Source organism: Pseudomonas sp. PSE14 (genome assembly GCF_029203285.1).
In the GTDB taxonomy this organism is placed as follows: domain Bacteria; phylum Pseudomonadota; class Gammaproteobacteria; order Pseudomonadales; family Pseudomonadaceae; genus Pseudomonas.
The window spans coordinates 2,151,691-2,175,853 of record NZ_CP115669.1 but is presented as its reverse complement, the minus strand read 5'-3'; the positions used below and the strand labels follow the sequence as shown (position 1 = coordinate 2,175,853).

At 65.8% G+C, this 24,163-nt stretch carries 22 protein-coding genes; 13 read left to right on the top strand and 9 right to left on the bottom strand.

Annotation, left to right across the window (positions count from 1 at the left end; translation table 11 throughout):
- Position 1: 1 nt before the first annotated feature.
- The 3 genes from O6P39_RS10205 to O6P39_RS10195 all read right to left on the bottom strand — a co-directional run bounded on the left by O6P39_RS10205 (position 2) and on the right by O6P39_RS10195 (position 1,348).
- A complete protein-coding gene (locus O6P39_RS10205; RefSeq protein WP_275611217.1) occupies positions 2 to 430 on the bottom strand; it encodes a YeeE/YedE thiosulfate transporter family protein in 429 nt (142 codons plus the stop codon).
- Positions 427 to 756, bottom strand: a complete 330-nt coding sequence (locus O6P39_RS10200) for a metalloregulator ArsR/SmtB family transcription factor (RefSeq protein ID WP_275611216.1) — start codon at positions 754 to 756, stop codon at positions 427 to 429. The genes O6P39_RS10205 and O6P39_RS10200 overlap by 4 nt, the downstream gene beginning before the upstream one ends.
- Before the next feature lie 76 nt (positions 757 to 832).
- Positions 833 to 1,348, bottom strand: coding sequence for a GNAT family N-acetyltransferase (locus tag O6P39_RS10195; RefSeq protein WP_275611215.1), 516 nt, complete (start codon positions 1,346 to 1,348; stop codon positions 833 to 835).
- Between the two features lie 27 nt (positions 1,349 to 1,375).
- Here O6P39_RS10195 and O6P39_RS10190 point away from each other — a divergent pair, with 27 nt between their 5' ends.
- Both O6P39_RS10190 and O6P39_RS10185 read left to right on the top strand, forming a co-directional pair.
- A complete protein-coding gene (locus O6P39_RS10190) occupies positions 1,376 to 2,959 on the top strand; it encodes a RimK family protein (RefSeq protein WP_275611214.1) in 1,584 nt (527 codons plus the stop codon).
- Between the two features lie 25 nt (positions 2,960 to 2,984).
- On the top strand, positions 2,985 to 3,128 hold the full coding sequence (locus tag O6P39_RS10185; RefSeq protein ID WP_275611213.1) for a hypothetical protein: 144 nt from the start codon (positions 2,985 to 2,987) through the stop codon (positions 3,126 to 3,128).
- Here O6P39_RS10185 and O6P39_RS10180 read toward each other — a convergent pair.
- Together O6P39_RS10180 and O6P39_RS10175 are read right to left on the bottom strand one after the other, a co-directional pair.
- A complete protein-coding gene (locus tag O6P39_RS10180; RefSeq protein ID WP_275611212.1) occupies positions 3,107 to 4,210 on the bottom strand; it encodes an exo-alpha-sialidase in 1,104 nt (367 codons plus the stop codon). The genes O6P39_RS10185 and O6P39_RS10180 overlap by 22 nt on opposite strands.
- 10 nt (positions 4,211 to 4,220) lie before the next feature.
- A complete protein-coding gene (locus O6P39_RS10175; RefSeq protein ID WP_275611211.1) occupies positions 4,221 to 4,490 on the bottom strand; it encodes a MoaD/ThiS family protein in 270 nt (89 codons plus the stop codon).
- 232 nt (positions 4,491 to 4,722) lie between these two features.
- Between O6P39_RS10175 and O6P39_RS10170 the strand changes: the two genes are divergently transcribed.
- From O6P39_RS10170 to O6P39_RS10135, 8 genes are all read left to right on the top strand, one after another.
- Entirely contained in the window at positions 4,723 to 4,911 is a 189-nt protein-coding gene (locus O6P39_RS10170; RefSeq protein ID WP_275611210.1) for a hypothetical protein, read from the top strand.
- Between the two features lie 171 nt (positions 4,912 to 5,082).
- Positions 5,083 to 6,447: a glutamine synthetase family protein gene (locus tag O6P39_RS10165; RefSeq protein WP_275611209.1), complete on the top strand. Its 1,365-nt coding sequence runs from the start codon at positions 5,083 to 5,085 to the stop codon at positions 6,445 to 6,447.
- A gap of 206 nt (positions 6,448 to 6,653) precedes the next feature.
- Positions 6,654 to 7,967, top strand: coding sequence for an FAD-binding oxidoreductase (locus O6P39_RS10160; protein ID WP_275611208.1), 1,314 nt, complete (start codon positions 6,654 to 6,656; stop codon positions 7,965 to 7,967).
- Positions 7,968 to 8,582: 615 nt separating this feature from the next.
- Complete coding sequence (locus O6P39_RS10155) at positions 8,583 to 9,506, top strand: LysR substrate-binding domain-containing protein (RefSeq protein ID WP_275611207.1); 924 nt, start codon at positions 8,583 to 8,585, stop codon at positions 9,504 to 9,506.
- 137 nt (positions 9,507 to 9,643) lie between these two features.
- Positions 9,644 to 10,729: an ABC transporter ATP-binding protein gene (locus tag O6P39_RS10150; protein WP_275611206.1), complete on the top strand. Its 1,086-nt coding sequence runs from the start codon at positions 9,644 to 9,646 to the stop codon at positions 10,727 to 10,729.
- Positions 10,730 to 10,788: 59 nt separating this feature from the next.
- Positions 10,789 to 11,904: an ABC transporter substrate-binding protein gene (locus O6P39_RS10145; RefSeq protein WP_275611205.1), complete on the top strand. Its 1,116-nt coding sequence runs from the start codon at positions 10,789 to 10,791 to the stop codon at positions 11,902 to 11,904.
- A gap of 16 nt (positions 11,905 to 11,920) precedes the next feature.
- The gene (locus tag O6P39_RS10140) at positions 11,921 to 12,757 is read left to right on the top strand and encodes an ABC transporter permease (protein ID WP_275611204.1); all 837 of its coding nucleotides are present in this window, start codon (positions 11,921 to 11,923) and stop codon (positions 12,755 to 12,757) included.
- 12 nt (positions 12,758 to 12,769) lie between these two features.
- Positions 12,770 to 13,585: an ABC transporter permease gene (locus O6P39_RS10135; RefSeq protein WP_275611203.1), complete on the top strand. Its 816-nt coding sequence runs from the start codon at positions 12,770 to 12,772 to the stop codon at positions 13,583 to 13,585.
- Positions 13,586 to 13,794: 209 nt separating this feature from the next.
- Here O6P39_RS10135 and tusA read toward each other — a convergent pair whose 3' ends face one another.
- A complete protein-coding gene (gene tusA, locus O6P39_RS10130; protein WP_015477744.1) occupies positions 13,795 to 14,034 on the bottom strand; it encodes a sulfurtransferase TusA in 240 nt (79 codons plus the stop codon).
- A gap of 157 nt (positions 14,035 to 14,191) precedes the next feature.
- Between tusA and O6P39_RS10125 the strand changes: the two genes are divergently transcribed.
- The gene (locus tag O6P39_RS10125) at positions 14,192 to 15,748 is read left to right on the top strand and encodes a CocE/NonD family hydrolase (protein WP_275611202.1); all 1,557 of its coding nucleotides are present in this window, start codon (positions 14,192 to 14,194) and stop codon (positions 15,746 to 15,748) included.
- Positions 15,749 to 16,011: 263 nt separating this feature from the next.
- Here the strand turns inward: O6P39_RS10125 and O6P39_RS10120 are convergent, their stop codons facing one another.
- Together O6P39_RS10120 and rlmM are read right to left on the bottom strand one after the other, a co-directional pair.
- Positions 16,012 to 16,890 carry a MaoC family dehydratase gene (locus O6P39_RS10120; RefSeq protein WP_275611201.1) on the bottom strand — a complete coding sequence of 293 codons (879 nt, stop codon included), beginning with the start codon at positions 16,888 to 16,890 and terminating at the stop codon, positions 16,012 to 16,014.
- A gap of 101 nt (positions 16,891 to 16,991) precedes the next feature.
- Positions 16,992 to 18,059, bottom strand: coding sequence for a 23S rRNA (cytidine(2498)-2'-O)-methyltransferase RlmM (rlmM, locus tag O6P39_RS10115; protein ID WP_275611200.1), 1,068 nt, complete (start codon positions 18,057 to 18,059; stop codon positions 16,992 to 16,994).
- Positions 18,060 to 18,374: 315 nt separating this feature from the next.
- Between rlmM and acnA the strand changes: the two genes are divergently transcribed.
- Together acnA and O6P39_RS10105 are read left to right on the top strand one after the other, a co-directional pair.
- Positions 18,375 to 21,107 carry an aconitate hydratase AcnA gene (gene acnA, locus O6P39_RS10110; protein ID WP_275611199.1) on the top strand — a complete coding sequence of 911 codons (2,733 nt, stop codon included), beginning with the start codon at positions 18,375 to 18,377 and terminating at the stop codon, positions 21,105 to 21,107.
- 179 nt (positions 21,108 to 21,286) lie between these two features.
- Positions 21,287 to 22,852, top strand: coding sequence for a PAS domain-containing methyl-accepting chemotaxis protein (locus O6P39_RS10105; RefSeq protein ID WP_275611198.1), 1,566 nt, complete (start codon positions 21,287 to 21,289; stop codon positions 22,850 to 22,852).
- 123 nt (positions 22,853 to 22,975) lie between these two features.
- Here the strand turns inward: O6P39_RS10105 and cprA are convergent, their stop codons facing one another.
- A complete protein-coding gene (gene cprA, locus O6P39_RS10100; RefSeq protein ID WP_275611197.1) occupies positions 22,976 to 24,148 on the bottom strand; it encodes a cationic peptide resistance protein CprA in 1,173 nt (390 codons plus the stop codon).
- Positions 24,149 to 24,163 lie beyond the last annotated feature (15 nt).

Sequence of the window (24,163 nt, the reverse complement as noted above, 5' to 3'; positions counted from 1 at the left end):
TTCAGGCTCCCAGCAGGTGACGCAGGACGAATACGGTGATGAAGCCGGTGGCCATGAAACACAGCGTCGCCACCAGGGAACGGCCGGACAGCCGCGACAGGCCGCAGACGCCGTGCCCGCTGGTGCAGCCGGAACCGAAACGGCTGCCGACCCCGACCAGCAGCCCAGCCAGCAGCAGGGTCGTCCAACCCGCCTCGAAACGGATCTCCGGCAGCGGCCGCAGCACCGCCCACAGCAGGGGCGCCACCAGCAGGCCAAGCAGGAACAGCGGCCCCTCGCCGCCCCACGCGGCGCGTTTGAACAGGCCTCCGAGCAGACCGCTGATACCGGCGATGCGCCCGTCGAGCACGGCGAAGAGCCCCGCCGACAGTCCGATCAGCGCGCCCCCGGCCAGGGCACTCCAGGGTGTGAAGTTGCTCCAGTCGATCACTTCGCGTCCTCCGCGCAGAACAGCCGATACAGGGTCTCGATCACCGCCAGTGCCTGCTGGCTGGCGATGCGGTAGTAGACCTGCTTGCCCTCGCGACGGGTTTCCACCAGCGCCTCGCGGCGCAGCACCGCCAGTTGTTGCGACAAGGTCGGCTGGGCGATGCCGGTGCAGGCTTCCAGCTCCCCGACGTTCATTTCGCCCTGGGCCAGTTGGCAGAGCAGCATCAGGCGATCCGCATTGGCCAGGGCCTTGAGCAACTGGCAGGCGGATTCGGCGGACTGGTGCAGACGCTGGGCGTCGGCGGGGTCGAGCGTGGTAGCGGTCATGGCAACGATCTACAAATAAACAATCTATATTTTTATAGATTGTTTTACATGCCCTGGCCAGCCCCGCAACGTCCTGTCAGATCAACGGCTTCTCGTAGCGCCAGGCATCGGCGCCATCAGCGTAATAACCCGCCGTGCGCCCGAAACGCCGATACCCGCGCCGCTCGTAAAGACCGATGGCAACGGCGTTGTCGACCCGTACCTCGAGCCGCAATACGGCGCAGCCACGGCTCGCGGCACGCCGCTCCACCTGCTCCAGCAACCCGCTGCCCAGGCCCTGCCCGCGCGCCTGCGAGGAAATTGCCAGGGAATACAGACGCGCCACGCTTGAGCCCTGCCGATACAGCAGCAAGGCATAGCCCAGCAGCTCACCCTCTCCGTCGGCGACCACCAGTTCTGCGCTCGCTGCGCCGATCAACCGGCGGAAGCTGCGCACGCTCAGGCGGTCCTGCTCGAACGTGCATTCTTCCAGTTGCCGCAACCTTGGCAAATCGGCCTGTGTGGCAAGGCGATATAATAGCGACATGGACTCTCCGTAAAACTTTCGTAATGAACCGGGACATTTCCAGAAGTTGATGCTTAATAGAGTCACGGCAACTTCCAGACAGGTCCGTTAACAATGTCTTCGCTACACACCAACTTCCAGCAAAAGTTCAATTCAAGTGCCCTCTCGGTCATCGCCGATGCCACTGCAGAGCCGCCTTCAGCACGCAATTCAAGCCAGATACTGATCATCGTCGAGCGCAAGGAAGACTGGGCTTCCTATATTCCCAGCGAAGATATGTTGAGCGCTCGCGAATACCTTGAAGATTCGCATCAGTTCGAACAAGGCAAGCGTATTCAAGTGATCAACTTGTGCCGCAACTATAAATATCTCGGTCATGGTTATTATTGTTCGTTGCTGGCCGAAGCTCGCGGCCATAAAGTGATTCCCTCGGTGCGCACCCTGAGCGAACTGGCGAAGAAATCGCTCTACGGGCTGGCCCTGGACGACCTGGAAAAGTCCCTGGAAAAAGCCCTCGCCCAGCATCCCTGCGCCAGCACCGACGGCTTCACCCTCAGTCTGTACTTCGGCCGTACTGACCTGGAGCCGCTGCAGGAGATCGCCCGCCAGCTGTTCGAGGCCTTCCCCTGCCCCATCCTGCTGGTGGATTTTCGCCGTACCGATGCCTGGCACATCGCGGGCATCCGCGCCGGCGCCCTGCACAAGCTGCGGGGCAGCCAGGAAGACGCCTTCGCCGATGCCCTTGACGGCTTCAGCCGGCGCATCTGGCGCCAACCCAACTCGCGGCGCCTGGCGCGCTATGACATGGCGATCCTGCACAACCCGGCGGAAACCCTGCCGCCGTCCAACGCCCTCGCGCTGGAGAACTTCATCCGCGTCGGCGGCAAGCTGGGCATCGACATCGAGCTGATCGAGAAGAAGGACTACGCCCGCCTGGCCGAGTACGACGCCCTGCTGATCCGAGAGACCACCCACGTCGACGACCACACCTACCGCTTCGCCAAGAAGGCCGAGAGCGAGGGGCTGATCGTGATGGACGATCCCACCTCGATCCTGCGCTGCACCAACAAGGTCTACCTCACCGACCTGCTGCGCAGCCACGGCCTGGGCATGCCGGATACGGAAATCCTCTACAAGGACAACCCGCAGGAACTGGAGCGCGTCGGGCAGCGCCTGGGCTTTCCGCTGGTGCTGAAGATCCCCGACGGCTGCTTCTCCCGCGGCGTGTACAAGGTGGAGAACGTCCAGCAGCTGCACAGCGTCAGCACGGAACTGTTCGAGCACTCGGTGCTGCTGCTCGCCCAGGAGTTTCTCTACACCGACTACGACTGGCGCATCGGCATCCTCAACCGCAAGCCGATCTATGCCTGCCAGTACTTCATGTCGCGCGGGCACTGGCAGATCGTCAATCACAAGGCCGGCGGCGAGGTGATCGGCGAATGCCGCACGCTGCCGGTGCAGGACGCGCCGCGCGCGGTGGTGGAGTTGGCGCAGAAGACCGCCAGCCTGATCGGAGACGGCCTCTACGGGGTGGACCTCAAGGAGGTCGGCGGCGAGGTGGTGGTGATCGAAGTGAACGACAACCCCAACCTCGACGCCGGCATCGAGGACGCCTGCCTCAGGGACGATCTCTACCGCCAGGTGCTGGAAGAGTTCATCCGCCGCCTGGAGCTCAAGCGGCGCGGCCAGGCGCGCTGACCCCGTCGTTCAAGGAGACACACTCATGGAACCCCTGCACATCGGCCTGACCATCCTCATCGCCATCGTGGTGTTCGGCACCGCGATCAACTACTTCGACCACCGCATGAAGCCACGGGAGGTCCGCGAACAGGAGCGGCGCAAAAATCAGCCGAAGCGCACGCAATAGATCGGCGGCAGGTTGGCCGACAGGCACTGCCAATGGTCGCCGCCGTTCTCCGACAGCCACAGGCCGCCGGTGGTGGAACCCATCGCCACACAGGTGCCCTCGTCGTCCACCGCCAGGCCGTGGCGATACACCAGGTCAAAGGCCGGGCCCTGCGGCAGACCGCTGTCCAGCACCTCGAAGCTGGCACCACCATCGCGGGTGCGGGTGACCACGAAGCGGCCGTCCACCGGCACCCGGCAGACATCCTGCACCGCCGGCACGAACCAGGCGGTATCCGGTTGGGTCGGGTGCACCGCCACGGCGAAACCGAAGCTGGAAGGTTCGGCCTGCACGTCGTGCCAGCGCGCGCCACCATCGGTGGAGGTGAAGATGCCATTGTGGTGCTGCACCCACAGGCGGTCCGGTTGTGCCGGGCACTGCACCAGGCGGTGCGGGTCCTGGATGGCGCCGTCCTCGCGCAGCTCCGGCGGCATGTAGTCGGCGTACATGCCCACCGTGGTGTTGCGCCAGCTGGCGCCACCGTCGTCGCTCTGCCAGACGCCGCCGCAGGACACGCCGACCGTCAGGTGCCGGCTATCGCGCGGGTCGACGCTGACCGAATGGATGCCCGGCCAGTCGTAGCCACCGCCGAACCAGCGGGCGCGCTCGGGGCGGTCCCACAATGGGCGGTTCAGCTCCCAGCTGTCGCCGCCATCCGCGCTGCGGAACAGTCCGCCGGGAATGGTCCCGGCCCAGAGCACGCCCGGCTCGCTGGCGCCACCGGTTTCCAGGCACCAGATCTGCTGCAGGGTCCAGGGCGCGGGGGGAGCGTCGCCCTCCTTCGGCGTTGGCAGCGGGTCGGGCTGCGGCGGGTAGACCGGTACGGCGACTTCCTGCCAGTCCTCGCCGGGCCGCTGGCGCCACAGCTTGCAGCCGAAGTGACCGAGGTTGAGCGCGGCATACAGGGTGTCATCGCGGGGGTCGGCCAGCACCACGCTCAGGGGCTCGCCCAGGAACTCGCGACGCGTTTCCTGCCAGCCATTCACGTCACGCTGAAAGGTGAACAACCCCTTGCGGGTCGCCACCAGCAATCGATCATCCATAGCCGCCTCCTCAGCCGCCGCTCAGGGCCTGCACCACATAGACCTCGCTATCCGCCGCCAGCGCATCGCTCAGGCGGGCGCGATCGCGCAGGCGCAGGCCGTCGATGAAGATCGTCAGGTGCCGGCGCAGCCCGCCCTGGTCGTCCAGCAGGTAGCCGCGCAGGGCCGGCGCCTCGGCGAATACCATCTCCAGCGCCGCCTTCAGCGTCGGCGCCGACAGCTCGCGCTCCTCCAGCGCAACGTGGCGCTGGATCGAGGGGGCGAAGACGATACGGCACATGGGCGAGCCCGGTCCTGACGAAAGATGTTCCCAGTGTAGGGGAGGCTCGATTTCCCATCGACGCACGCGACCGGCTGCATTCAATCATCCGTAGCGCCTCTGGATCGGCGCTCCCGGTGCCAGACCCAGGCATTCAGTTTCGATTTTTAAAATCCAAGCATCTTGAAAATCACATTTAATAAACGCATGAGCCTGTGCGAGGCTGATTGCATCGTCAGCCATCCCGCCCAACATGCACCTGCTCGTTTCGCCCGCACCGCTGGATACCGTCGCCGCCCTCAAGGCCGGCAACGCTACCCGTCTGCCGCGCAAACATGCCCGTTGGCTCGAACTGCAACCGCTGACCCTGCCTCTCGAACTGGCCTTCTGGGCGCTCTGGCACTGCCGCCACGCGCGTCCACCGGATAGCGCCAGCCGCTGACGGGCCACCGCGCCCGGACTCCATCGACGGAACTACGCTCAAGGATGGCCACGCCCTCCTCGAACAAGACGTAGCCCGTTGCATCGCTTGCCCGCCTTTATCCCCGCACACCTGGTGCGGCCCTGGCCTGCAGGTCGTCAGCGCATCCGGCTGGATGCTATCGAGAGCCCCATGAATTTCGCCTCCGTGCAAGAAGCCCAGGATTTCCTGGCCCAGAACCCCGACATCGAAATGGTCGAGCTGTTCATCCTCGACGCCAACGGCGTGCCGCGCGGCAAGCTGCTGCACCGCGAGGAACTGCTCGCCGTGTACCAGTCCGGCCGGCCGCTGCCCAGCACCATCCTCGGCCTCACGATCCATGGCGAGGATGTGGAGGATTCCGGGCTGGTCTGGGACGTCGGCGACATCGACTGCCGCGCCTATCCGCTGGCCGGCAGCCTGGTGCGCCTGCCCTGGCGGCAGATTCCCACGGCGGCGGTGCAGGTCAGCATGCACCCCGAGGAAGGCAAGCCGGCGGACATCGCCGACCCGCGCCACGTGCTGATCCATGTGATCGACGGCCTCAAGGCCGCCGGCTACCACCCGGTGATGGCCTGCGAGTTGGAGTTCTACCTGCTGGACGCCAAGCGCGACGCCAACGGCCGCCCCCAACCGGCGCTGGACGCCGACGGCGGCCGCCCGCGCGCCACCCAGGTCTATGGCCTGCGCGAGCTGGAGCAGATCGAGCCGTTCCTCGCCGACCTCTATGCCGCCTGCAAGGCCCAGGGTATCCCGGCGCGCACGGCGATTTCCGAGTACGCGCCGGGCCAGGTGGAGATCACCCTGGAGCACGGCGACGCCCTCACCGCCATGGACCAGGCCGTGCGCTACAAGCGCCTGGTCAAAGGCGTGGCGCACAAGCACGGCATGCAGGCCTGCTTCATGGCCAAGCCGTTCGACGACCTGGCCGGCACCGGCATGCACATGCATGTTTCCCTGGCCGATGCCGAAGGCAACAACCTGTTCGCCAGCGAAGACCCGGCCGGCACCCCGCTGCTGCGCCAATCCGTGGGCGGCATGCTGAAGAGCCTGCTCGACTCGCTGCTGCTGTTCTGCCCCAACGCCAACTCCTACCGCCGTTTCCAGGCCAACAGCTATGCGCCGCTGGCGCCGACCTGGGGCTGCGACAACCGTACCGTCAGCCTGCGCGTACCGGGCGGCCCGGCGCATACCCGGCATGTGGAGCACCGCATCTGCGGCGCCGATGCGAACCCCTACCTGGCGGCCGCCGCCATTCTCGCCGGCATTCATCGTGGCATCAGCGAGGCCATCGATCCGGGTGCGCCGGTGGAAGGCAACGGCTATGCCCAGGCCAAGGAGCTGCTGCCCACCGACTGGCTCACCTCGCTACGCGCGCTGGAGCGCTCCAGCTGGGCGCGGGATGCGCTGGGGCATGAGTTCCTCGGCGTCTACCTGAAGGTCAAGCAGGCCGAATACCGCCAGTTCATGGGCGAGGTCGGCGAGCAGGATTGGCGCTGGTATCTGACGCAGGCGTGAGGGCTGTGCTGGAAGACTTGAATAGCCCCTCTCCCCAGCCCTTTCCCTGAAGGGAGAGGGAGTATCCGTGCCGCGATAGCGTCTGCATCACTTGATGCGATAAAGCTGCCGGCAAACGACGACTTAACCTCTCGCTCCGAACAGTCCCCTCTCCCTTCAGGGAGAGGGTTAGGGAGAGGGAAAGGAACAACAAGGAAACACGAAAAATGAACGCCGCACTGAACCCCGCCACCCCCGCCCCCGAGCGCGCGAAGTCCTACTACTCCGCCAGCCTCAACGAGGAAACCCACTACCCCACGTTGCAAGGCGAGGTGAACGTCGACATCGCCATCATCGGCGGCGGCTTCACCGGCGTCGCCACCGCCGTGGAGCTGGCCGAGCGTGGCTACAAGGTGGCCATCGTCGAGACCAACAAGGTCGGCTGGGGCGCCAGCGGGCGCAACGGCGGACAGGTCACGGGCAGCCTCTCGGGCGATGCCGCCATGAGCAAGCAGATGCGCCAGTGGCTGGGCGACGACGTCGACGACTTCATCTGGCACCTGCGCTGGCGCGGCCACGAGATCATCAAGAGCCGCGTGGAGAAATACGGCATCCAGTGCGACCTGAAATTCGGCCACCTGCACGCGGCCATGAAGCCCTCGCACATGGACGAACTGAAAGCTTCCTATGAAGAAGCCAAGCGCCGTGGCATGGGCGACGAGATCAGCCTGCTGGACGGCGCCGGCGTGCGTGCGCACCTGGAGTCCGATCTCTACTGCGGCGCCATCAAGAACACCCGCAACATGCACCTGCACCCGCTCAACCTGTGCATCGGCGAGGCCAAGGCCGCCGCCAGCCTGGGCGCGCTGATCTTCGAGCATTCCGAGGTGCTGGACATCATCCACGGCCCACGTCCGGCGGTGGTCACCTCGGGCGGGCGGATCAACGCCGCACAGGTGATGCTGGCCGGCGACGTCTACCACAAGCTCGAACGCAAGCAGCTCAAGGGCATGATCTTCCCTGCCATGGGCGGCATCGTCACCACCAAGCCGCTGGGCGAACTGGCCAAGCGCATCAACCCGCAGGACCTGGCCGTCTACGACTGCCGCTTCGTGCTCGACTACTACCGCATGACCGGCGACGGCCGCCTGCTGTTCGGCGGCGGCGCCAACTACTCCGGTCGCGACTCCCGCGACATCGCCGGTGAACTGCGCCCGTGCATCGAGCGCACCTTCCCGGCGCTCAAGGGCGTGGACATCGAGTTCCAGTGGAGCTGCGCCATGGGCATCGTGATGAATCGCATCCCGCAGTTGGGCAAGCTGTCGGAGAACGTCTGGTACTGCCAGGGCTACTCCGGCCACGGTGTGGCCACCACCCACATCATGGGCGAGATCATGGCCACGGCGATGACCGGCGACCTGGAGAAGTTCGACACCTTCGCCCAGTGCAAGCACATCCGCGTGCCCATGGGCGACGTGTTCGGCAACCCGATGCTGGCGGCGGGGATGTGGTACTACCAGATGATGGAGAAGTTGCGCTGATTGGCTGATCCCGCTCCTACAGAATGACTCCGCGTGACCCGCTGACGTAGGAGCGGACTCCGTCCGCGATGCTCTTGCTTTTCGTTGGGCGAACAACGCCTGAGGCGTTATCCGCCGCTTACGGGGTTGGGTGTTTCTGCGCCGCTTCGGCGTGTGCTGATAGATTTTGTTTCGCCCCCTCGGGCGACCTACTTTGCCAAACGACGCAAAGTAGGCAAAAGTCTCTGCCCCATCATCCGGCCCCGGCTTCGCCGGGGTTCCCTCGTTACATCGAAGTTTCAGGGGCCCGCCGCGAAGGGCCATCCCTGGCCCATCGCGGCTCTCGCGGCATCCATGCCGCTCAACCCCTGAAACTCCGACTCCACTCGGCCTCCTGAAGGGGCGCCCCGGCGCGCGCGGAAATTTCTCTGGAAGCCCTCAAGAGCTGAAGCCAGAGCGGAAGGGCTCTCGTAGGAGCGGACCTTGTCCGCGAAATCCATCGCGGCGGAATTCATCAAAGCAGACCGGCTCCTGAGTATTGCGCCAGCGCGCCACCTCTCCCCCCGTACCCGCCCCCACTCGACACCACCGCCCCACTCAGGGATAAAGGCCTCACTTCGCCGTTTGGAGTGAGCCATGCGTTTCCCCTCGATGACCGCCCTGCGCGTGCTCGACGCCGTCGCCCGCCTGGGCAGCCTGTCGGGCGCTGCCAGCGAGCTGAGCCTGACCCGCAGCGCCGTCAGCCACCAGCTGCACAGCCTGGAAGACTGCCTGGGCATTGCCCTCACCGAACGGGTCGGCCGCGGTATCGCGCTGACCTACCACGGCGAATGCTTCGCCCGTGAAACCCAGCGCGCCCTGGCGATCCTCAACGAGGCGCGGCGCTTCGCCAATGCCGAGGAAGTCTCCGGCCGCCTGTGCGTGAGCTGCACGCCCGGCTTCGCCACCTACTGGCTATGCCACCAGATCGGCAAATTCCAGCGCGCCCACCCACAGGTGGAGCTGAACCTGGTCTCGCCACGGATTCCCGACGACGTCAGCAACCGCGACGTCGACCTGTTCATCGCCTACGGCGTGGGCGACTGGACGGACCTGCACGTCGACCTGATCGCCACCCTCGACACCTTCCCGGTATGCAGCCCGTCGCTGCTCAATTCCATTGGTGGCCTGGACTCGCCGGAAGACCTCGCCAGCCTGCCCTTCCTGCACATGGTCGACCACTCGGACTGGCTGCTCTGGACAGCGGCGGCCGGGGTAAAGGACCTCAACGTGCGCAACGGCATCGTCTTCTCCGACGCGCACCTGGTGCAGTCGGCGGCCATCGCCGGGCAAGGCGTGGCGATGGGGGATGCGCTGGTCAGCGGCGACGCCATGGCCAAGGGGCAGTTGGTGCGCCTGTTCAACGTCGCCATCGAACCGCCCAACCGTTACTACTTCGTCACCGACCCGGCGAAGTCCGAACGCCCCGACATACGGGCCTTCAAGGCCTGGATGAAGGCCGAACTGCGCATGTCCGAACAGTTCCGCCAGGGCGGTCGCAACGCGCTGATTGGTGAATGATTTCGAACAATAAGGGCGAAAAAACGCGATTGAAGCGGAGAGAGATTTAACAATACTGCATTAAAAAAAGGCTGCCGATTTTTACCCTGATCGTCGGTGGTCGCTTCGAACAAGAACAAGAAATCGAGGTAAGTGCAGTGGAGCGACAGCCCCAACTTCGTGCCATGGGCATCGGCAAGAGCTACGGCAGTTTCAACGCGCTGGACTCAGTGTCCATCGATATCCAGCAAGGCGAGTTCCTCACCCTCCTCGGCCCGTCCGGCTCGGGCAAGACCACCTTCCTGATGATCCTCGCCGGCTTCCAGGACCCGTCCCGCGGCAAGCTGGAAGAAGGCGGCATCGACATCACCAAACGCCCCGCCGAAAAGCGCAACTTTGGCATGGTGTTCCAGGGCTACGCCCTGTTCCCGCACATGAGCATCGAGGACAACGTCGCCTTCCCGCTGAAGATTCGCGGCGTGAAACCCGAGGAACGCAACCGCCGCGTGCGCCGCATGCTCGAAGTGGTTGGCCTGGGCGAACACCTGGGCAAGCGCCCCGGCGAACTCTCCGGCGGCCAGCAGCAGCGCGTGGCCATCGCCCGCGCCCTGGTGTTCGAGCCGGACATGCTGCTCCTCGACGAACCCCTCTCCGCCCTGGACAAGAACCTGCGCGAGCAACTGCAGGCGGAACTGCAGCGCATCCACCGCCAGGTCGGCACCACCTTCGTCTTCGTCACCCACGACCAGAACGAAGCCCTCGCCCTGTCCACCCGCATCGCCATCTTCAACCGTGGCCAACTGGCCCAGGTCGACGCACCGGAAACCATCTACAACCAGCCGAACAACCGTTTCGTCGCCGAGTTTCTCGGCAAGATGAACCTGTTCCCGCTGACCCAGGTGGGTCGCGCCGGCGAGCTGGCCTGCGGGCGCTTCGGCGAAGCCGAGCTGCGCGCCGGGTACTCGCCCGCCCTGCAGGCCGCCGCCCCGCTGCTGGCGGTGCGCCCGGAACACATGCAACTGCACAGCGCGCCGCCGACCACCGCCGGTCACAACGTGGTGCAGGCCGTACTCACCGCCAAGACCTACCAGGGCGCCAGCACCGAGCTGGGCCTGGCCACCGCCGCCGAGGGCGCACTGCCCATGAGCCTGGCGGTGCACGCCGACCACCAGGCCTCGCGCCTGGAGCAGGGCTCGAAGGTCTGGCTGAGCTGGCCCATCGAAAAAAGCCTGCTGCTGGCCTGAGAACCACCGAACGCGTTCGTCCCCTCTTCGCCATCCCTATCCGATCGGGAGCTGCATCCATGTTCAATCCGCACCAGCAAGACTGCATCGAAGTCCTCATCGAGAAAGCCCGCCGCGGGCAGATCGACCGCCGCACCTTCCTCAAGGGCATGGGCCTGATGGCCGCCCTGCCACTGGCCCTGCGCAGCGGCGTCAGCTTCGCCGCCGGCGACAAGCCGCTGGTGGTGGTGAACTGGGGCGGTGACGCGATCAAGGCGTTCGGCAAGGCCTGGACCGAAGGCTTCTCCAAGGCCACCGGCATCCCGACCAAGATCGACGGCAGCGGCCCTACCGAAGGCGCCATCCGCACCCAGCTGTCCAGCGGCCGGGTGAGCTGGGACGTGGTCGACGCGGAAAGCTCGGTGCTGCAGATCCTCGGCAAGGAAGGCCTGGTGCAGCCCATCGACTACAACGTCGTCTCCAAGGACAAGGTGCTGCCGGGCTTCGCCTACGAATACGGCATCGCCGACTACATGCTCAGCTACGTGATCGCCTACGACAGCGAGCGCTTCGGCGACAAGGCGCCCAAGACCTGGGCGGACTTCTGGGACGTGAAGACCTTCCCCGGCAAGCGCACCCTCTACAAGTGGATGAACGGCATGCTGGAGGCTGCGCTGCTGGCCGACGGCGTTACCCCGGACAAGCTCTACCCGCTGGACGTGCCGCGCGCGCTGAAGAAGATCGAGGAGCTCAAGCCCCATGTTCTGTCCTTCTGGGGCTCGGGCGCGGAAACCCAGCAACTGCTGATCGAGGGCGAAGTGTCCATGGGCGCCATCTGGAACACCCGTGCCCAGGTGATCACCGAGGACAGCGAAGGCCGCATCAAGTGGACCTTCGACAATGCCCTGCTGGGCTGCAGCAACTGGGGCGTGCTCAAGGGCAACCCGGCAGGCACCGAGGCAGCCATGAAGTTCATCGCCTACGCCCAGGACCCGCAGTCCCAGGTCGAGCTGTTCAAGATGTTCGGCAACGGCCCGGCCAACCCTGCCGCCGCCACGCTGATCCCCGAAGACCGCCGTCACCTGAACTGCACCGATCCTGCGAACCTGCCCAAGCAGGTGATGCTCAGCCACGAGTGGTACACCGACCACTACGGGGCGACCCTGGAGCAGTACCTGACGCATATCTCCAAGTAACGCGGAGTGCAGGACCATGGCCGATAACGCCCCCTCGCGGCTGAAGCTGGGCGCGCTGCTGCTGCCACTGCCGGTCGTACTGATCGTGTTCTACGTACTGCCCTTCCTCGGCGTGCTCGGCTGGAGCTTCACCCTGCCGGAACCTGGGATCGAGCAGTACCAGCGGATCATGACCGACCCGGCGATCCACGACGTGCTCTGGCGGACCTTCCGCCTGTGCCTGACGGTCAGCGTGGTATCGCTGGTGATCGCCTACCTGATGGCCTACTGCTGGGTCTACAGCCCGCCGTTCTGGCAGCGGGTGGTGGAAATCTGCGTGTTCATCCCGTTCTGGCTGTCGGTGCTGGTGCGTGCCTTCGGCTGGCTGATCGCCCTGCGCAGCAACGGCCTGCTCAACGGCTGGCTGCAGAACCTGGGCATCATCAGCGAGCCCTTGCAGCTGACACGCAACGAGCTGGGGGTGGTGATCGGCATGGTCCACTTCATGGTGCCCTTCGCACTGTTCCCGCTGGTGTCCACCATGCGCCGCCTCGACCCGCGCGTGCTGCTGGCCGCCCGCGGGCTGGGCGCCGGGCAGTTGCGCACCTTCTGGAGCATCTTCGTGCCGCAGACCATCCCCGGCATCCTCGGCGCCTTCATCATCGTCTTCGTGTTCTGCCTGGGCTTCTTCATCACCCCGGCGATCCTTGGCGGCGGGCAGACGGTGATGGTGGCCGAGTACGTCTACCTGCAGATGTTCCAGACCAGCAACTGGGGCCTGGGCGCGGCGCTCTCGGTGGTGCTGCTGATGCTGGTGAGCGGGATGATCTGGGCGCTGTTGCGCATGACCCGGGTCGACAAGCTGGTGGGATAAGGAGCCGCAGTCATGAATTCGCACGAAACCAAGGCCCCGAGCCGCCTGCTGGCAACCATGGCGATGATCTTCATGGTCTTCCCGCTGCTGGCGGTGATCCCGGTGTCCTTCACCAGCAAGCGCTTCCTGTCCATGCCCAACGGCAACTGGTCGCTGCGCCACTACCAGGCGCTGCTGGACAGTCCCGAATGGCTCTCGGCGATCAGCCAGAGCCTGATCGTCGCCACCGCCACCTGCATCATCGCGACCGCCCTGGCGGTGAGCTTCAGCCTCGGCATCTGGTACCTGCGTTCGCGCCTGGCGACCCTGCTGATCGGCCTGGTGCTGCTGCCCATGGCTATCCCGCCGATGATCTCGGCAATGGTCCTGTACTTCATGGAGACCAAGGTCAGCCAGTTCGCCCCCGGCCTGGGCTACGACACCCTGTTCGGCCTGACCATCGCCCACATCGTGATGGTGGTGCCCTACGGCGTGGTGACCATGTTGGTGGCGCTCAGCCAACTGGACCGGCGCATCGAACTGGCCGCGCGCAACCTCGGCGCGAGCCTGGGCCAGACCACCTTCATGGTGGTGCTGCCGAACCTCAAGCTGGGCGTGGCGAGTACCGCGCTGCTGTGCTTCGCGCTGAGCTGGGAAGAAATCGCGGTGACCCTGTTCGTCACCAGCACCGAGGTGAACACCCTGCCCCGGCAGATCTGGTCCGGCCTGCGCGACAACATCGACCCGGCGGTGGCGGCCATCTCGGTGGTGCTGATCGGCCTGACCTTCGTCGCGCTGATCGGGCGGATGGTGGCCCAGCGCATCGCGGCGCGGCCGGCGGGAAACTGACCCGACAGACTGTCTGGAACTTCGGCGCGGCTGATTGCCCTCACCCCAGCCCTCTCCCACAGGGAGAGGGAGCAGATCGTGCCGGCTGACACCATGGTTTGCACCTGCACCGACCGGTCCCCTCTCCTTCCGGGAGAGGGTTAGGGTGAGGGGGTTGCATCGCAGAGGAGTATCCCGTTCCTACGCGCCGTCCGACATCGGCGGGGTGATCACTCCGCCTTCTTGCGAATCCAGTACAGGTAGGTCCCCGCCTCTTCCTGCTGCTCCACCAGTTCATGGCCGAGGAAGACGCAGAACTTGGGGATGTCGCGGCGGGTGGAGGGATCGGTGGCGATCACCTTGAGCAGGCCGCCGGCCGGCAGGTCGCGCACCTTGTTGTGCAGCATCATGACCGGCTCGGGGCAGTTCAGGCCGGTAGCGTCGAGAATCGCATCGACAGGCTGGGACATCGCGTAACTCCAGAAAAACCAATGGCGCATTGTCACCCAAAGGGCACCGCGCGGTCACCCCGCGTCCGTCCGGGTCACCGAACCTTGGTTGGGGGTAGGCCGTGCGGGCGCCGGGCATGCTGGTGCATCCGTCCGATCCATCTCGACAGGAGTGTCGATGCGCGCCTTCTTCTGCCTGTGTGCCCTGCTGCTGGCCGGTTGCGCCGCCCGCGACCAGGTTCCCGACTTCAGCGCCAGCGCAGGCAAGGACCTGCCGGCCACCTGGTTCGAGGCCGTCATCACCGCCCGCGACGGCACGAAACTCTCCGCCACGGTCTTCCAGCCGGCGCTGAAGGCCGGCGAAACCGCGCCGCTGATCGTTCACACCCACGGCTGGGGCGGCTGGCGGGTGACCGGTCCGGATGGGTTCTACGGCAAGACCATGATGTCCGGGCGCGCCGCGCTCAAGGCGTGGAAAGCCGGCTACTGGGTGGTCAGCTACGACCAGCGTGGCTGGGGCGGCAGCGACGGGCGCATCGAAATGATGAACCCGCAGTTCGAGGTGCAGGACGCCAGCGCGGTGATCGACTGGTCCGCCACGCACCTGCCGCGCCTGGTGATGGACGGCCCGAACGACCCGCGCGTCGGCATGCTTGGCGAAAGCTACGGCGGCGCAGTGCAACTACTCGCCTCGGCGGAAGACCCGCGCATCGATGCCATCGTGCCCATCGCCACCTGGTACGACCTGGCCGATGCCCTGGCGCCCGACGGCCAACTGAAGATCGGCTGGGGCGGCGTACTGGTCAGCCTGGGCCTGGCCACCGGCTACGACTTGGGCAAGTTCGTCCAGGCCGACTACCTGCACACCGCCGGCGGGCGCATGGCCAAGCCGGTACAGGCCGAACTGCACGACCACAGCCTGGCGCGCTACTGCGCCGAGGGGCGCCGCCCCCACGCCGATGCGCTGCTGATTCAGGGCCTGCGCGATACCCTCTTCCCCCTCGACCAGGGTTTGCAGATCCGCCAGTGCCTCAAGCAGGGCCCGGCCGACGTGCGCCTGCTGGGCATGCAGGGCGGGCATATCCTGCCGCCTCCGTTGCAGGCCTGGAGCGGACTGCCGCCGTTCAACAACGAACCGGTGATCCATTGCGGCCCGCGCGCCATCAATCTCTACCAGGGCATCGTCGCCTGGTACGAAGAGAAACTGCGCAACCGAGCCGGCGCCGCCGACAGCGTACCGGGCCTGTGCATCAGCCTGGACCTGGACCAGGGAGTGGCATTGAGCGAACTGCCGCCGCCGGGTCCCACCGTGGCGCTGCCGGCCACGGCGATCCGCCCGGCGATTAGCGGCCTGCTGCAGCCTTCGAAATTCATCCCCTTGCAGCGCGTGAACGAAACCAGCGCCCTGCTGGGCGCCGCCGAGGTGCGCCTGGGCCAACCGCTGGCCGACCGCCCTGACGCGCAACTCTTCGCCGCCCTGGCGATCCGCAGCGCCGATGGCCGCACGCGTCGGCTGGATGAGCAGGTGAAACCGCTGGCGAATCAGGGCAACACACGCCTGAACGCCGTCAGCGCAGGCCTGGCGCCCGGGGATGAGATCGGATTGCTGGTGAGCGGCTTCAGCGACCAGTACCTGTTCAACAGCTCCTGGCGGATGTCGCCGGTGGAATTGCGGGGTGAGGTGCGTTTGCCAAGTCTGCTGCCATTGCAACCGCGCGTGGCCGAACACCGCTGAGTTGTCGCCGGCGGCTCCTCTGCCGTGCGCTTCGCGAACAAGCTCGCTCCTATAAGTGAAGCCCGCGCGTACATGCTCTTCGTAGGAGCGAGCTTGCTCGCGAACAGCCCCCCGCGCCAAAGCTCGACGTTATACGCCGATTGGCCTCGATCTCCGGGCACTCCGGATTCGGCCCGGGCGCAAGCGACGAAGCGAGGTGAATCGGCGTACAACCGCGAACGGTTGTACGCCCTACGAAAGGATTTCGGAGCTAATCGGGAAGATCAACGCAACGGCCCGTCCGGCGCCTCGTCCAGCTGCGCCAGCAGCATCGGCTCGCCATCCCCCTCGGCTGGCAGTAGCGCCCACTGTTCCTTCTCGCCCAGCCGGCGGTAGCTCTGCTTCACCTGGCTGCCCAGCGGCAACGGCGCCTTGAAGTGCGCATCCAGGCGCACGTTCTCGGCCAGACGACGGCCCGTCAGGCTGCGCGCCAGGCCCCACATGCCGTGGGCGAAAGGTTTGCCGAAGCCGTAGTGAGAAGCCATCAGGCGCGACAGGTGCAGGGGGTTGAAGTCACCGCTCAGGCCGGCATAGCGCCAGCCGACGATCTTCGGTACGCGCCACTGCACGCCGGCGTGGACCGGTGCGTCCAGGGTGTGCCACTGGGCCCGCTCCGGCAGCGGGTCGGGCTCAGCTCCGGGCTCGAGGAAATCGCCTCGACGCAGGTAGGTGGTGATTGACTGCCAGTAGAGCATGTCGTGGTGCCAGGCTTCGGTGAGCACGTCCACTTCCAGCCCCAATGCGCTGCGTCGGCTGGTGAGGATGCGGCAGTCGAACTGCAGCGGTTCGTGCTCATTGAGCAGGCGGTAGCGCTGGATATGACTGCGCAGGTGGATGAGCCCGAGTACCGAGAGCGGCATGCGCGAGCGGCTGAGCAGGCGCAGGTGCAAAGGCAGGCTGATCACCTGCGGATAGAGCAGCGGCACGCCCAGCGCCGGGTCGAGGCCGAAGTGCTGACGATAGGCGCGCAGATGGCGCAGATCGAAATGCAGGGTGCGACTGTCCATCGCCAGGTAGGGAACACGCTCGCCCTGGCCCAGGCCACGGCGCGGCAGCAACATGCGGCTGTAACTGCCCAGCAGGGAGGGCAACTTTCGCTTCACGAAGGTCTCCGGAGGATCTCGCGCCGCACAGCATGGGCCAATGCGGCGCGCCGCGACAAGTCACCAAAGGTCGGGTGGCGCGGCCTGACAGCTCCGGGTCGTCAGCGCTCGCCCTTCTCCAGGCGGCGCAGGTGGCAGGTGACTTCCTCGCGGTCGTGGTAGAGCTGCTTGCAGCCGACCTGTACCTTCAGGCCGCGCTCACGGAAGGACTCGTGCAGGCGGTCGAGGATGCGCCGCACCTCGGCATAGCGCTGCTTCATCGGCAGCTTGAGGTTGACGATGGCCTCGCGGCACAGTCCCTCGCCGATCCAGGTCTCCATCATGGCACCGGTGCGCGCGGGCTTCTCGACGATGTCGCAAACCATCCAGTCCATGCGCTGGCGCGGGCGGAACGCGTAGCCGTCGACGCGCTGGTGCTCGACCAGTCCGGAGTACATCAGGTTCTCCGCCATCGGCCCGTTGTCCACGGCGACGACGCGCATCTCGCGGTTCACCAGTTGCCAGGTCCAGCCGCCGGGCGATGCACCCAGGTCCACAGCAAGCATGTCCGGCGCCAGGCGGCGGTCCCAGTCGGCGCGTGGAATGAAGTGGTGCCAGGCTTCCTCCAGCTTGAGGGTCGAACGACTGGGCGCCTCGCGGGGAAATTTCAGGCGCGGGATGCCCATCGGCCACATGGCGCAGTTGCGCGACTCGGCGATGCCGATGAACGCCTCGCGGCCTGAGCGGAAAGTCAGCAGCAGACGCGGCAGGCTCGGATCGTCCACCAGCTTGCCAGCCTTGACCAGGGCGGCGCGCAGGGGCTTCTCGAACTTGCGGCAGAAGGTCGAAAGCTCCTTGCCATCATTGGTGTCGAACACTTCCAGCCAGAGGCTGCCGCACGCAGGGAAACCCTCCAGCGCTTCGAGGATCGCGCCGATGCGGTCCTGCTCCGGCAACGCGGTGAAACCGTTTCCGCGCGCCCACTGGCGCGGGAAGATCAGCTCGGAAAAGCGCAGCTGGCGCATCAGGCGCTCCGCGCCGTCGGCCTCGGTGCAGATGAATTCGGCGTAGGCGGTAGCCGGCTTGGCTCGGGCGTAACCCGGGATCTCCAGGCGCGCGGCGTGCTCGGACAGCTCGGCGCAGACCTCGTTTTCGAAGCCCGGACGGCAGTGCAGTAACAGGGTATTCATCGGGGTGTCTCCTCGGCCGCGCACTATAGAGGCTGCCCGCGACGGTTTCATTCAGATTCGCAGGAATATTCTGGTAACGATCTTCACTTAGCAGGAACCCCCAGGCCGGGCGACCGGTCCAGAACAGATGGCAAGACCCCGCACAGCGGTCTAGCTTGAGTGTTCTGGTGCAGCGCCCGCCACCTGGCGAGGCGATCACCCTGCATGGCGGAGATCGATGCCAATCGCAACTTTTCTGCGTTGGATCAGGGTAAGTTGCCCGCCCTTCGCCAAGTATCGGCAGCACACTGCCGATCCAAGCCTGAGGAGAATGTCATGCCCGCAGTGGATAGCCTGAACAGCCTGCGCACCCTGGAGGTCGCCGGCAAGACCTATCACTACTACAGCCTGCCCGAAGCGGCGAAAAGCCTGGGAGACCTGGGCAAGCTGCCGATGTCCCTGAAGGTCCTGCTGGAAAACCTGCTGCGCTGGGAAGACGACAACACCGTCACCGGCGACGACCTGAAGGCGCTGGCCGGCTGGCTGAAGACCCGCAGCTCCGACCGCGAGATCCAGTACCGCCCCGCCCGCGTGCTGATGCAGGACTTCACCGGCGTGCCGGCGGTGGTCGACCTGGCTGCCATGCGCGACGCCATGGCCAAGGCCGGCGGCGACCCGCAGAAGATCAACCCGCTCTCCCCCGTCGACCTGGTCATCGACCACTCGGTGATGGTCGACAAGTTCGCCAGCCAGGCCGCCTTCGCCCAGAACGTCGAGATCGAGATGGAGCGCAACGGCGAGCGCTACGCCTTCCTGCGCTGGGGGCAGAACGCCTTCGACAACTTCCGCGTGGTGCCGCCGGGCACCGGCATCTGCCACCAGGTCAACCTGGAGTACCTGGGGCGCACCGTATGGACCAAGGATGAGGACGGCCGCACCTACGCCTTCCCTGACACCCTGGTCGGTACCGACTCGCACACCACCATGATCAATGGCCTGGGCGTACTCGGCTGGGGCGTGGGCGGCATCGAGGCGGAAGCAGCCATGCTCGGCCAGCCGGTGTCGATGCTGATTCCCGAGGTGATCGGCTTCAAGCTCACCGGCAAGCTGAAGGAAGGCATCACCGCCACCGATCTGGTGCTGACGGTCACCCAGATGCTGCGCAAGAAAGGCGTGGTCGGAAAATTCGTCGAATTCTACGGCGACGGCCTGGCCGACCTGCCCCTGGCGGACCGCGCCACCATCGCCAACATGGCCCCGGAATACGGCGCCACCTGCGGCTTCTTCCCGGTGGACGAGATCACCCTGGGCTACCTGCGCCTGTCCGGTCGCCCGGATGATGTCGTCAAGCTGGTGGAAGCCTACTGCAAGGCCCAGGGCCTGTGGCGCGAAAAAGGCCACGAGCCGGTGTTCACCGACAGCCTGCAACTGGACATGGGCGACGTCGAGGCCAGCCTGGCCGGCCCGAAGCGCCCGCAGGACCGCGTCGCACTCGGCCACGTCAGCCAGGCCTTCGACGACTTCCTCGGCCTGCAGATCAAACCGTCCTCCACCGAGGAAGGCCGGCTGCTCAGCGAGGGCGGCGGCGGTGCCGCGGTGGGCGCCTCGACCCCGCCCGGGGAAATCGACTACCAGCAGGACGGCCACACCTACCGGCTGAAGAATGGCGCCGTGGCTATCGCCGCCATCACCTCCTGCACCAACACCTCCAACCCCAGCGTGATGATGGCCGCCGGCCTGCTGGCGAAGAAGGCGCTGGAAAAGGGCCTGCAGCGCAAACCCTGGGTGAAGAGTTCGCTGGCGCCGGGCTCCAAGGTGGTCACCGACTACTTCCGCGCCGCCGGGCTGACCCGCTACCTGGACGAACTGGGCTTCGACCTGGTGGGCTACGGCTGCACCACCTGCATCGGCAACTCCGGCCCACTGCTGGAACCCATCGAGAAAGCCATCCAGCAGGCCGACCTGACCGTCGCTTCGGTGCTCTCCGGCAACCGCAACTTCGAGGGCCGCGTGCACCCGCTGGTGAAAACCAACTGGCTGGCCTCGCCGCCGCTGGTGGTGGCCTACGCCCTGGCCGGCACCGTGCGCACCGACCTGACCAAGGACCCGCTGGGCACCGGCAAGGACGGCAAGCCGGTCTATCTGAAGGACATCTGGCCGACCCAGCAGGAAATTGCCGAGGCCATTCAGAAAGTGGACACGGCAATGTTCCACAAGGAGTACGCCGAAGTCTTCCAGGGCGATGAGAAATGGCGTGCGATCAAGGTGCCGGACGCCAAGACCTACACCTGGCAGGACGACTCCACCTACATCCAGCACCCGCCCTTCTTCGAGCACATCGCCGAGGCACCGCCGAAGGTCGAGGACATCAAGGGCGCCCGTATCCTCGCGGTATTGGGCGACTCGGTGACCACCGACCACATTTCCCCCGCCGGCAACATCAAGAAGGACAGCCCGGCCGGGCGCTACCTCAGCGAGCACGGCGTGGCCTACGCCGATTTCAACTCCTACGGCTCACGGCGTGGGAACCACGAGGTGATGATGCGCGGCACCTTCGCCAACATCCGCATCAAGAACGAGATGCTCGGCGGCGAGGAAGGCGGCAACACGCTTTACGTTCCCAGCGGTGACAAGCTGGCGATCTACGACGCCGCCATGCGCTACCAGCAGGACGGCACGCCGCTGGTCATCGTGGCCGGCAAGGAATACGGCACCGGCTCCTCCCGCGACTGGGCGGCCAAAGGCACCAACCTGCTGGGTGTGAAAGCGGTGATCGCAGAGAGCTTCGAGCGTATCCACCGCTCCAACCTGGTGGGCATGGGCGTGCTGCCGCTGCAGTTCAAGGACGGCCAGGATCGCAAGACGCTGAAGCTGACCGGCAAGGAGGTTCTTAGCATCAGCGGGCTGTCCGGTGAACTGAAGCCGCACATGAGCATCAAGGTCGGGGTGACCCGCGAGGACGGCAGCCAGGACAGCTTCGAGGTGCTCTGCCGCATCGACACCCAGAACGAGGTCGAGTACTTCAAGGCCGGCGGCATCCTGCACTACGTGCTGCGCAGCCTGATCTGAACCTTCACCGCGGCGGCCCGCAACGGGCCGCCCTCGACTTTCGTAGGATTCCGTGACTGATGGCACCCAGCCATCGTCCAGTGCTGCTCTGACTTTTTTCTGAAACAAGCATCAACTTGCCGGTCCGGCGGCCGATAACCTGACCAAGCGATTCGCTTCTGCTGTGGAATTCTCCTCACATGCGTAACAACCAGCCGATCACCCAGCGTGAACGCACCTTCCCCGCTGACCAACGACTGATCTCCACCACCAATGCGCGCGGCGTGATTACCTACGCCAACGATGCTTTCATCAACATCAGTGGCTTCTCGCGAGAAGAACTGGTCGGCGCGCCGCACAACCTGGTGCGCCATCCGGACGTACCGCCGGCGGTGTTCGAGCACATGTGGACCACCCTGAAGAAGGGCCGCCCGTGGATGGGCATCGTCAAGAACCGCTGCAAGAGCGGCGATCACTATTGGGTCAGTGCCTACGTCACGCCGATCTTCGAACGCAACGAGATCGTCGGCTACGAATCGGTGCGGGTAAAACCCACCGCCGAACAGGTTCGCCGCGCCGAGGCGCTGTACGCGCGGATCAACGCCGGCAAGCCGGCCATCCCGGCCCGCGACCGCTGGCTGCCGGTGCTGCTGGACTGGCTGCCGTTCATCCTGATCGGCCAGATCGCCTTCATGATCGGCGTCTGGCTGGATTCCCACTGGGGCTTCCTGCTTGCGGCGCTGCTCTCGATTCCGCTGGGCCTGATCGGTCTGAGCTGGCAACAACGTGGCCTGAAACGCCTGCTGCAACTGGCCGAACAAACCACCTCCGACCCGCTGATCGCGCAGATGTACACCGACAGCCGTGGCGCCCAGGCACGCCTGGAAATGTCCATCCTCAGCCAGGAAGCGCGCCTTAAGACCTGTCTGACCCGACTGCAGGACACCGCCGAATCCCTGACCGACCAGGCCCGCGAAGCCGACACCCTGGCGCATCACAGCTCCGCCGGACTGGATCGCCAGCGCCAGGAGACCGAGCAGGTGGCCACGGCGGTCAACCAGATGGCCGCCACCACCCAGGAAGTGGCCGACAACGTCCAGCGCACTGCCGATGCCACCCGCCAAGCCAACGACCTGACCAGCCAGGGCCGACTGATTGCCGCGGAAACCCGCGAGGCCATGCAGCGCCTGTCCACCTCGGTGGGCGAAACCGGTGAAGCGGTCAGCCAGCTCGCCCGTGACAGCGACGAGATTGGTGGTGTGGTGGACGTGATCAAGGGCATCGCCGACCAGACCAACCTGCTGGCGCTCAACGCCGCCATCGAGGCCGCCCGCGCCGGTGAAATGGGCCGGGGCTTCGCCGTGGTGGCCGACGAGGTCCGCTCGCTGGCCCAACGCACCGCCGAATCCACCGAGCAGATCCACCAATTGATCGCCAACCTGCAGAACACCGCCACCGAGGCCGTGCGCGCCATGGAAGCCGGTCGCCGACAGGCCGACGAAGGAGTGGAGCGCGTGCTGCGCGCCGACAACGCACTGGTAGGCATCAGCGATGCGGTGGCCAACATTACCGAGATGACCACCCAGATCGCCGCCGCAGCGGAAGAGCAGAGCGCGGTGGCTGAAGAGATCAACCGCAACATCAGCACCATCGCCGACCTGGCCGACCAGACCTCCGGCGAAGCCCAACGTACCGCGCAGCTCAGCGAGGAGCTGACCCAGACCGCCCATCGCCAGTATTCGCTGGTGGAGCGGTTCAACCGCTGAGGCCATTGCCGCCCGCGGAGGCAACTGTAGGAGCGAGCTTGCTCGCGAACAGCTCCGCGACGGGACCGGGTTCGCGAGCAAGCTCGCTCCTACAGCGCATACCCACCCGCAGCACTCAGCCGGCTACTTGAAATCCCACTGCATCTGCGCCGGGATGCTCACTTCCTGCGAGGAATGCACGCAGACATCCACATAGTCCGTGAAGCGCGGCGGCGCGGCGATACCCTCGTCCAGCAGGCGCTGGTTGTCGAACAGGTAATTGAGGTCGGCGAAGCCGCTGTACAGGCGCAGCGCCCGCAGTACCAGGCGTGGGTTGGCCTTGCCGATGCGGCTCTCGAAGCTGCCGGCCAGCTCGCGCAGGTCCTCGCTGCTCACCTTGCGGTAGCGCTCCCCCACCGGCGCCTCGCCACGGGCGTCGGCATAGGCACGATCGATCTCGCCGAAGGTGCAGGCCGAACCGCGGCCGGCGGAGATGTGGTAGAGGCTGTGGCTCAGCGTCGGTTTGAGCGCCAGGGCCACCAGCGCTTCGGCGCAGTAGTCCACCGGGATCACGTCGATCTGCTCATCCAGGCCGCAGGTGAAGCTCTCCAGCGCGAAGCCCATGCGGAACACCCAGAAGATGCTCCCCGAGGCGCGGCAACCCAGCTCGCGATGGCCAACGACGATGGATGGCCGCGCCACCACCAGCGGCAGTTGCGGCAACTCCTCACGCATGCGCCGTTCGATCTCGGCCTTGGAGGCGGTGTAGTCCACCAGTTGCTCGCCGCTATCGGGGAAGTCCCATGACTCGCGCACCGGCGACTCGCGCTGCGGCCCGCAGCACATGGCGGTGCCCACATGCAGGAGGCGCTTGAGGTTGCGCGACTGGCTGAGCAGCCGGGCGAAAGCGAAGGTGCCTTCGACGTTCACCGGCCAGATGCTCGGGTTCTTCGAGAACGAAGCCACAGCCGCACAGTTGATCACCTGCTCCACGCGCATCAGGCGGGCACGTTCGCCCTGCATCCACGCGGTATCCAGCAAGTCGCCGCAAAGAATCTGATGGTCCTTCAGAGTGTCCAGCGCACTTTCCGGTACGCAGTGCAGGCGCAGGTTGTCGCGCAAGCGCTCCAGGCCCTGCGCGGGCGTCTCGGCGCGGACGAGGAACAGCAGCGCTTCGCCATGCCCGTCGGCAATCAGGTGAGCAGCGACGGAGCCGCCAAGGAAACCGGTGGCGCCCGTCAGCAGCAGGCTGTGCGCGGCGCCGGGGGAAAATCGGTGGGGTTGGGTGGCAATGCGTTCAGCGTAATCAAGGTTCATGGCAGCCTTCGGCCT

Coding starts and splice junctions, on each gene's coding strand:
- O6P39_RS10105 (WP_275611198.1), top strand. CDS start 21,287: ATGCGTAACAACCAGCCGATCACCCAGCGTGAACGCACCTTCCCCGCT.
- O6P39_RS10155 (WP_275611207.1), top strand. CDS start 8,583: ATGCGTTTCCCCTCGATGACCGCCCTGCGCGTGCTCGACGCCGTCGCC.
- O6P39_RS10175 (WP_275611211.1), bottom strand. CDS start 4,490: ATGTGCCGTATCGTCTTCGCCCCCTCGATCCAGCGCCACGTTGCGCTG.
- O6P39_RS10145 (WP_275611205.1), top strand. CDS start 10,789: ATGTTCAATCCGCACCAGCAAGACTGCATCGAAGTCCTCATCGAGAAA.
- O6P39_RS10125 (WP_275611202.1), top strand. CDS start 14,192: ATGCGCGCCTTCTTCTGCCTGTGTGCCCTGCTGCTGGCCGGTTGCGCC.
- O6P39_RS10170 (WP_275611210.1), top strand. CDS start 4,723: ATGCACCTGCTCGTTTCGCCCGCACCGCTGGATACCGTCGCCGCCCTC.
- O6P39_RS10165 (WP_275611209.1), top strand. CDS start 5,083: ATGAATTTCGCCTCCGTGCAAGAAGCCCAGGATTTCCTGGCCCAGAAC.
- O6P39_RS10160 (WP_275611208.1), top strand. CDS start 6,654: ATGAACGCCGCACTGAACCCCGCCACCCCCGCCCCCGAGCGCGCGAAG.
- O6P39_RS10190 (WP_275611214.1), top strand. CDS start 1,376: ATGTCTTCGCTACACACCAACTTCCAGCAAAAGTTCAATTCAAGTGCC.
- cprA (WP_275611197.1), bottom strand. CDS start 24,148: ATGAACCTTGATTACGCTGAACGCATTGCCACCCAACCCCACCGATTT.
- O6P39_RS10200 (WP_275611216.1), bottom strand. CDS start 756: ATGACCGCTACCACGCTCGACCCCGCCGACGCCCAGCGTCTGCACCAG.
- acnA (WP_275611199.1), top strand. CDS start 18,375: ATGCCCGCAGTGGATAGCCTGAACAGCCTGCGCACCCTGGAGGTCGCC.
- O6P39_RS10135 (WP_275611203.1), top strand. CDS start 12,770: ATGAATTCGCACGAAACCAAGGCCCCGAGCCGCCTGCTGGCAACCATG.
- tusA (WP_015477744.1), bottom strand. CDS start 14,034: ATGTCCCAGCCTGTCGATGCGATTCTCGACGCTACCGGCCTGAACTGC.
- O6P39_RS10185 (WP_275611213.1), top strand. CDS start 2,985: ATGGAACCCCTGCACATCGGCCTGACCATCCTCATCGCCATCGTGGTG.
- O6P39_RS10140 (WP_275611204.1), top strand. CDS start 11,921: ATGGCCGATAACGCCCCCTCGCGGCTGAAGCTGGGCGCGCTGCTGCTG.
- rlmM (WP_275611200.1), bottom strand. CDS start 18,059: ATGAATACCCTGTTACTGCACTGCCGTCCGGGCTTCGAAAACGAGGTC.
- O6P39_RS10180 (WP_275611212.1), bottom strand. CDS start 4,210: ATGGATGATCGATTGCTGGTGGCGACCCGCAAGGGGTTGTTCACCTTT.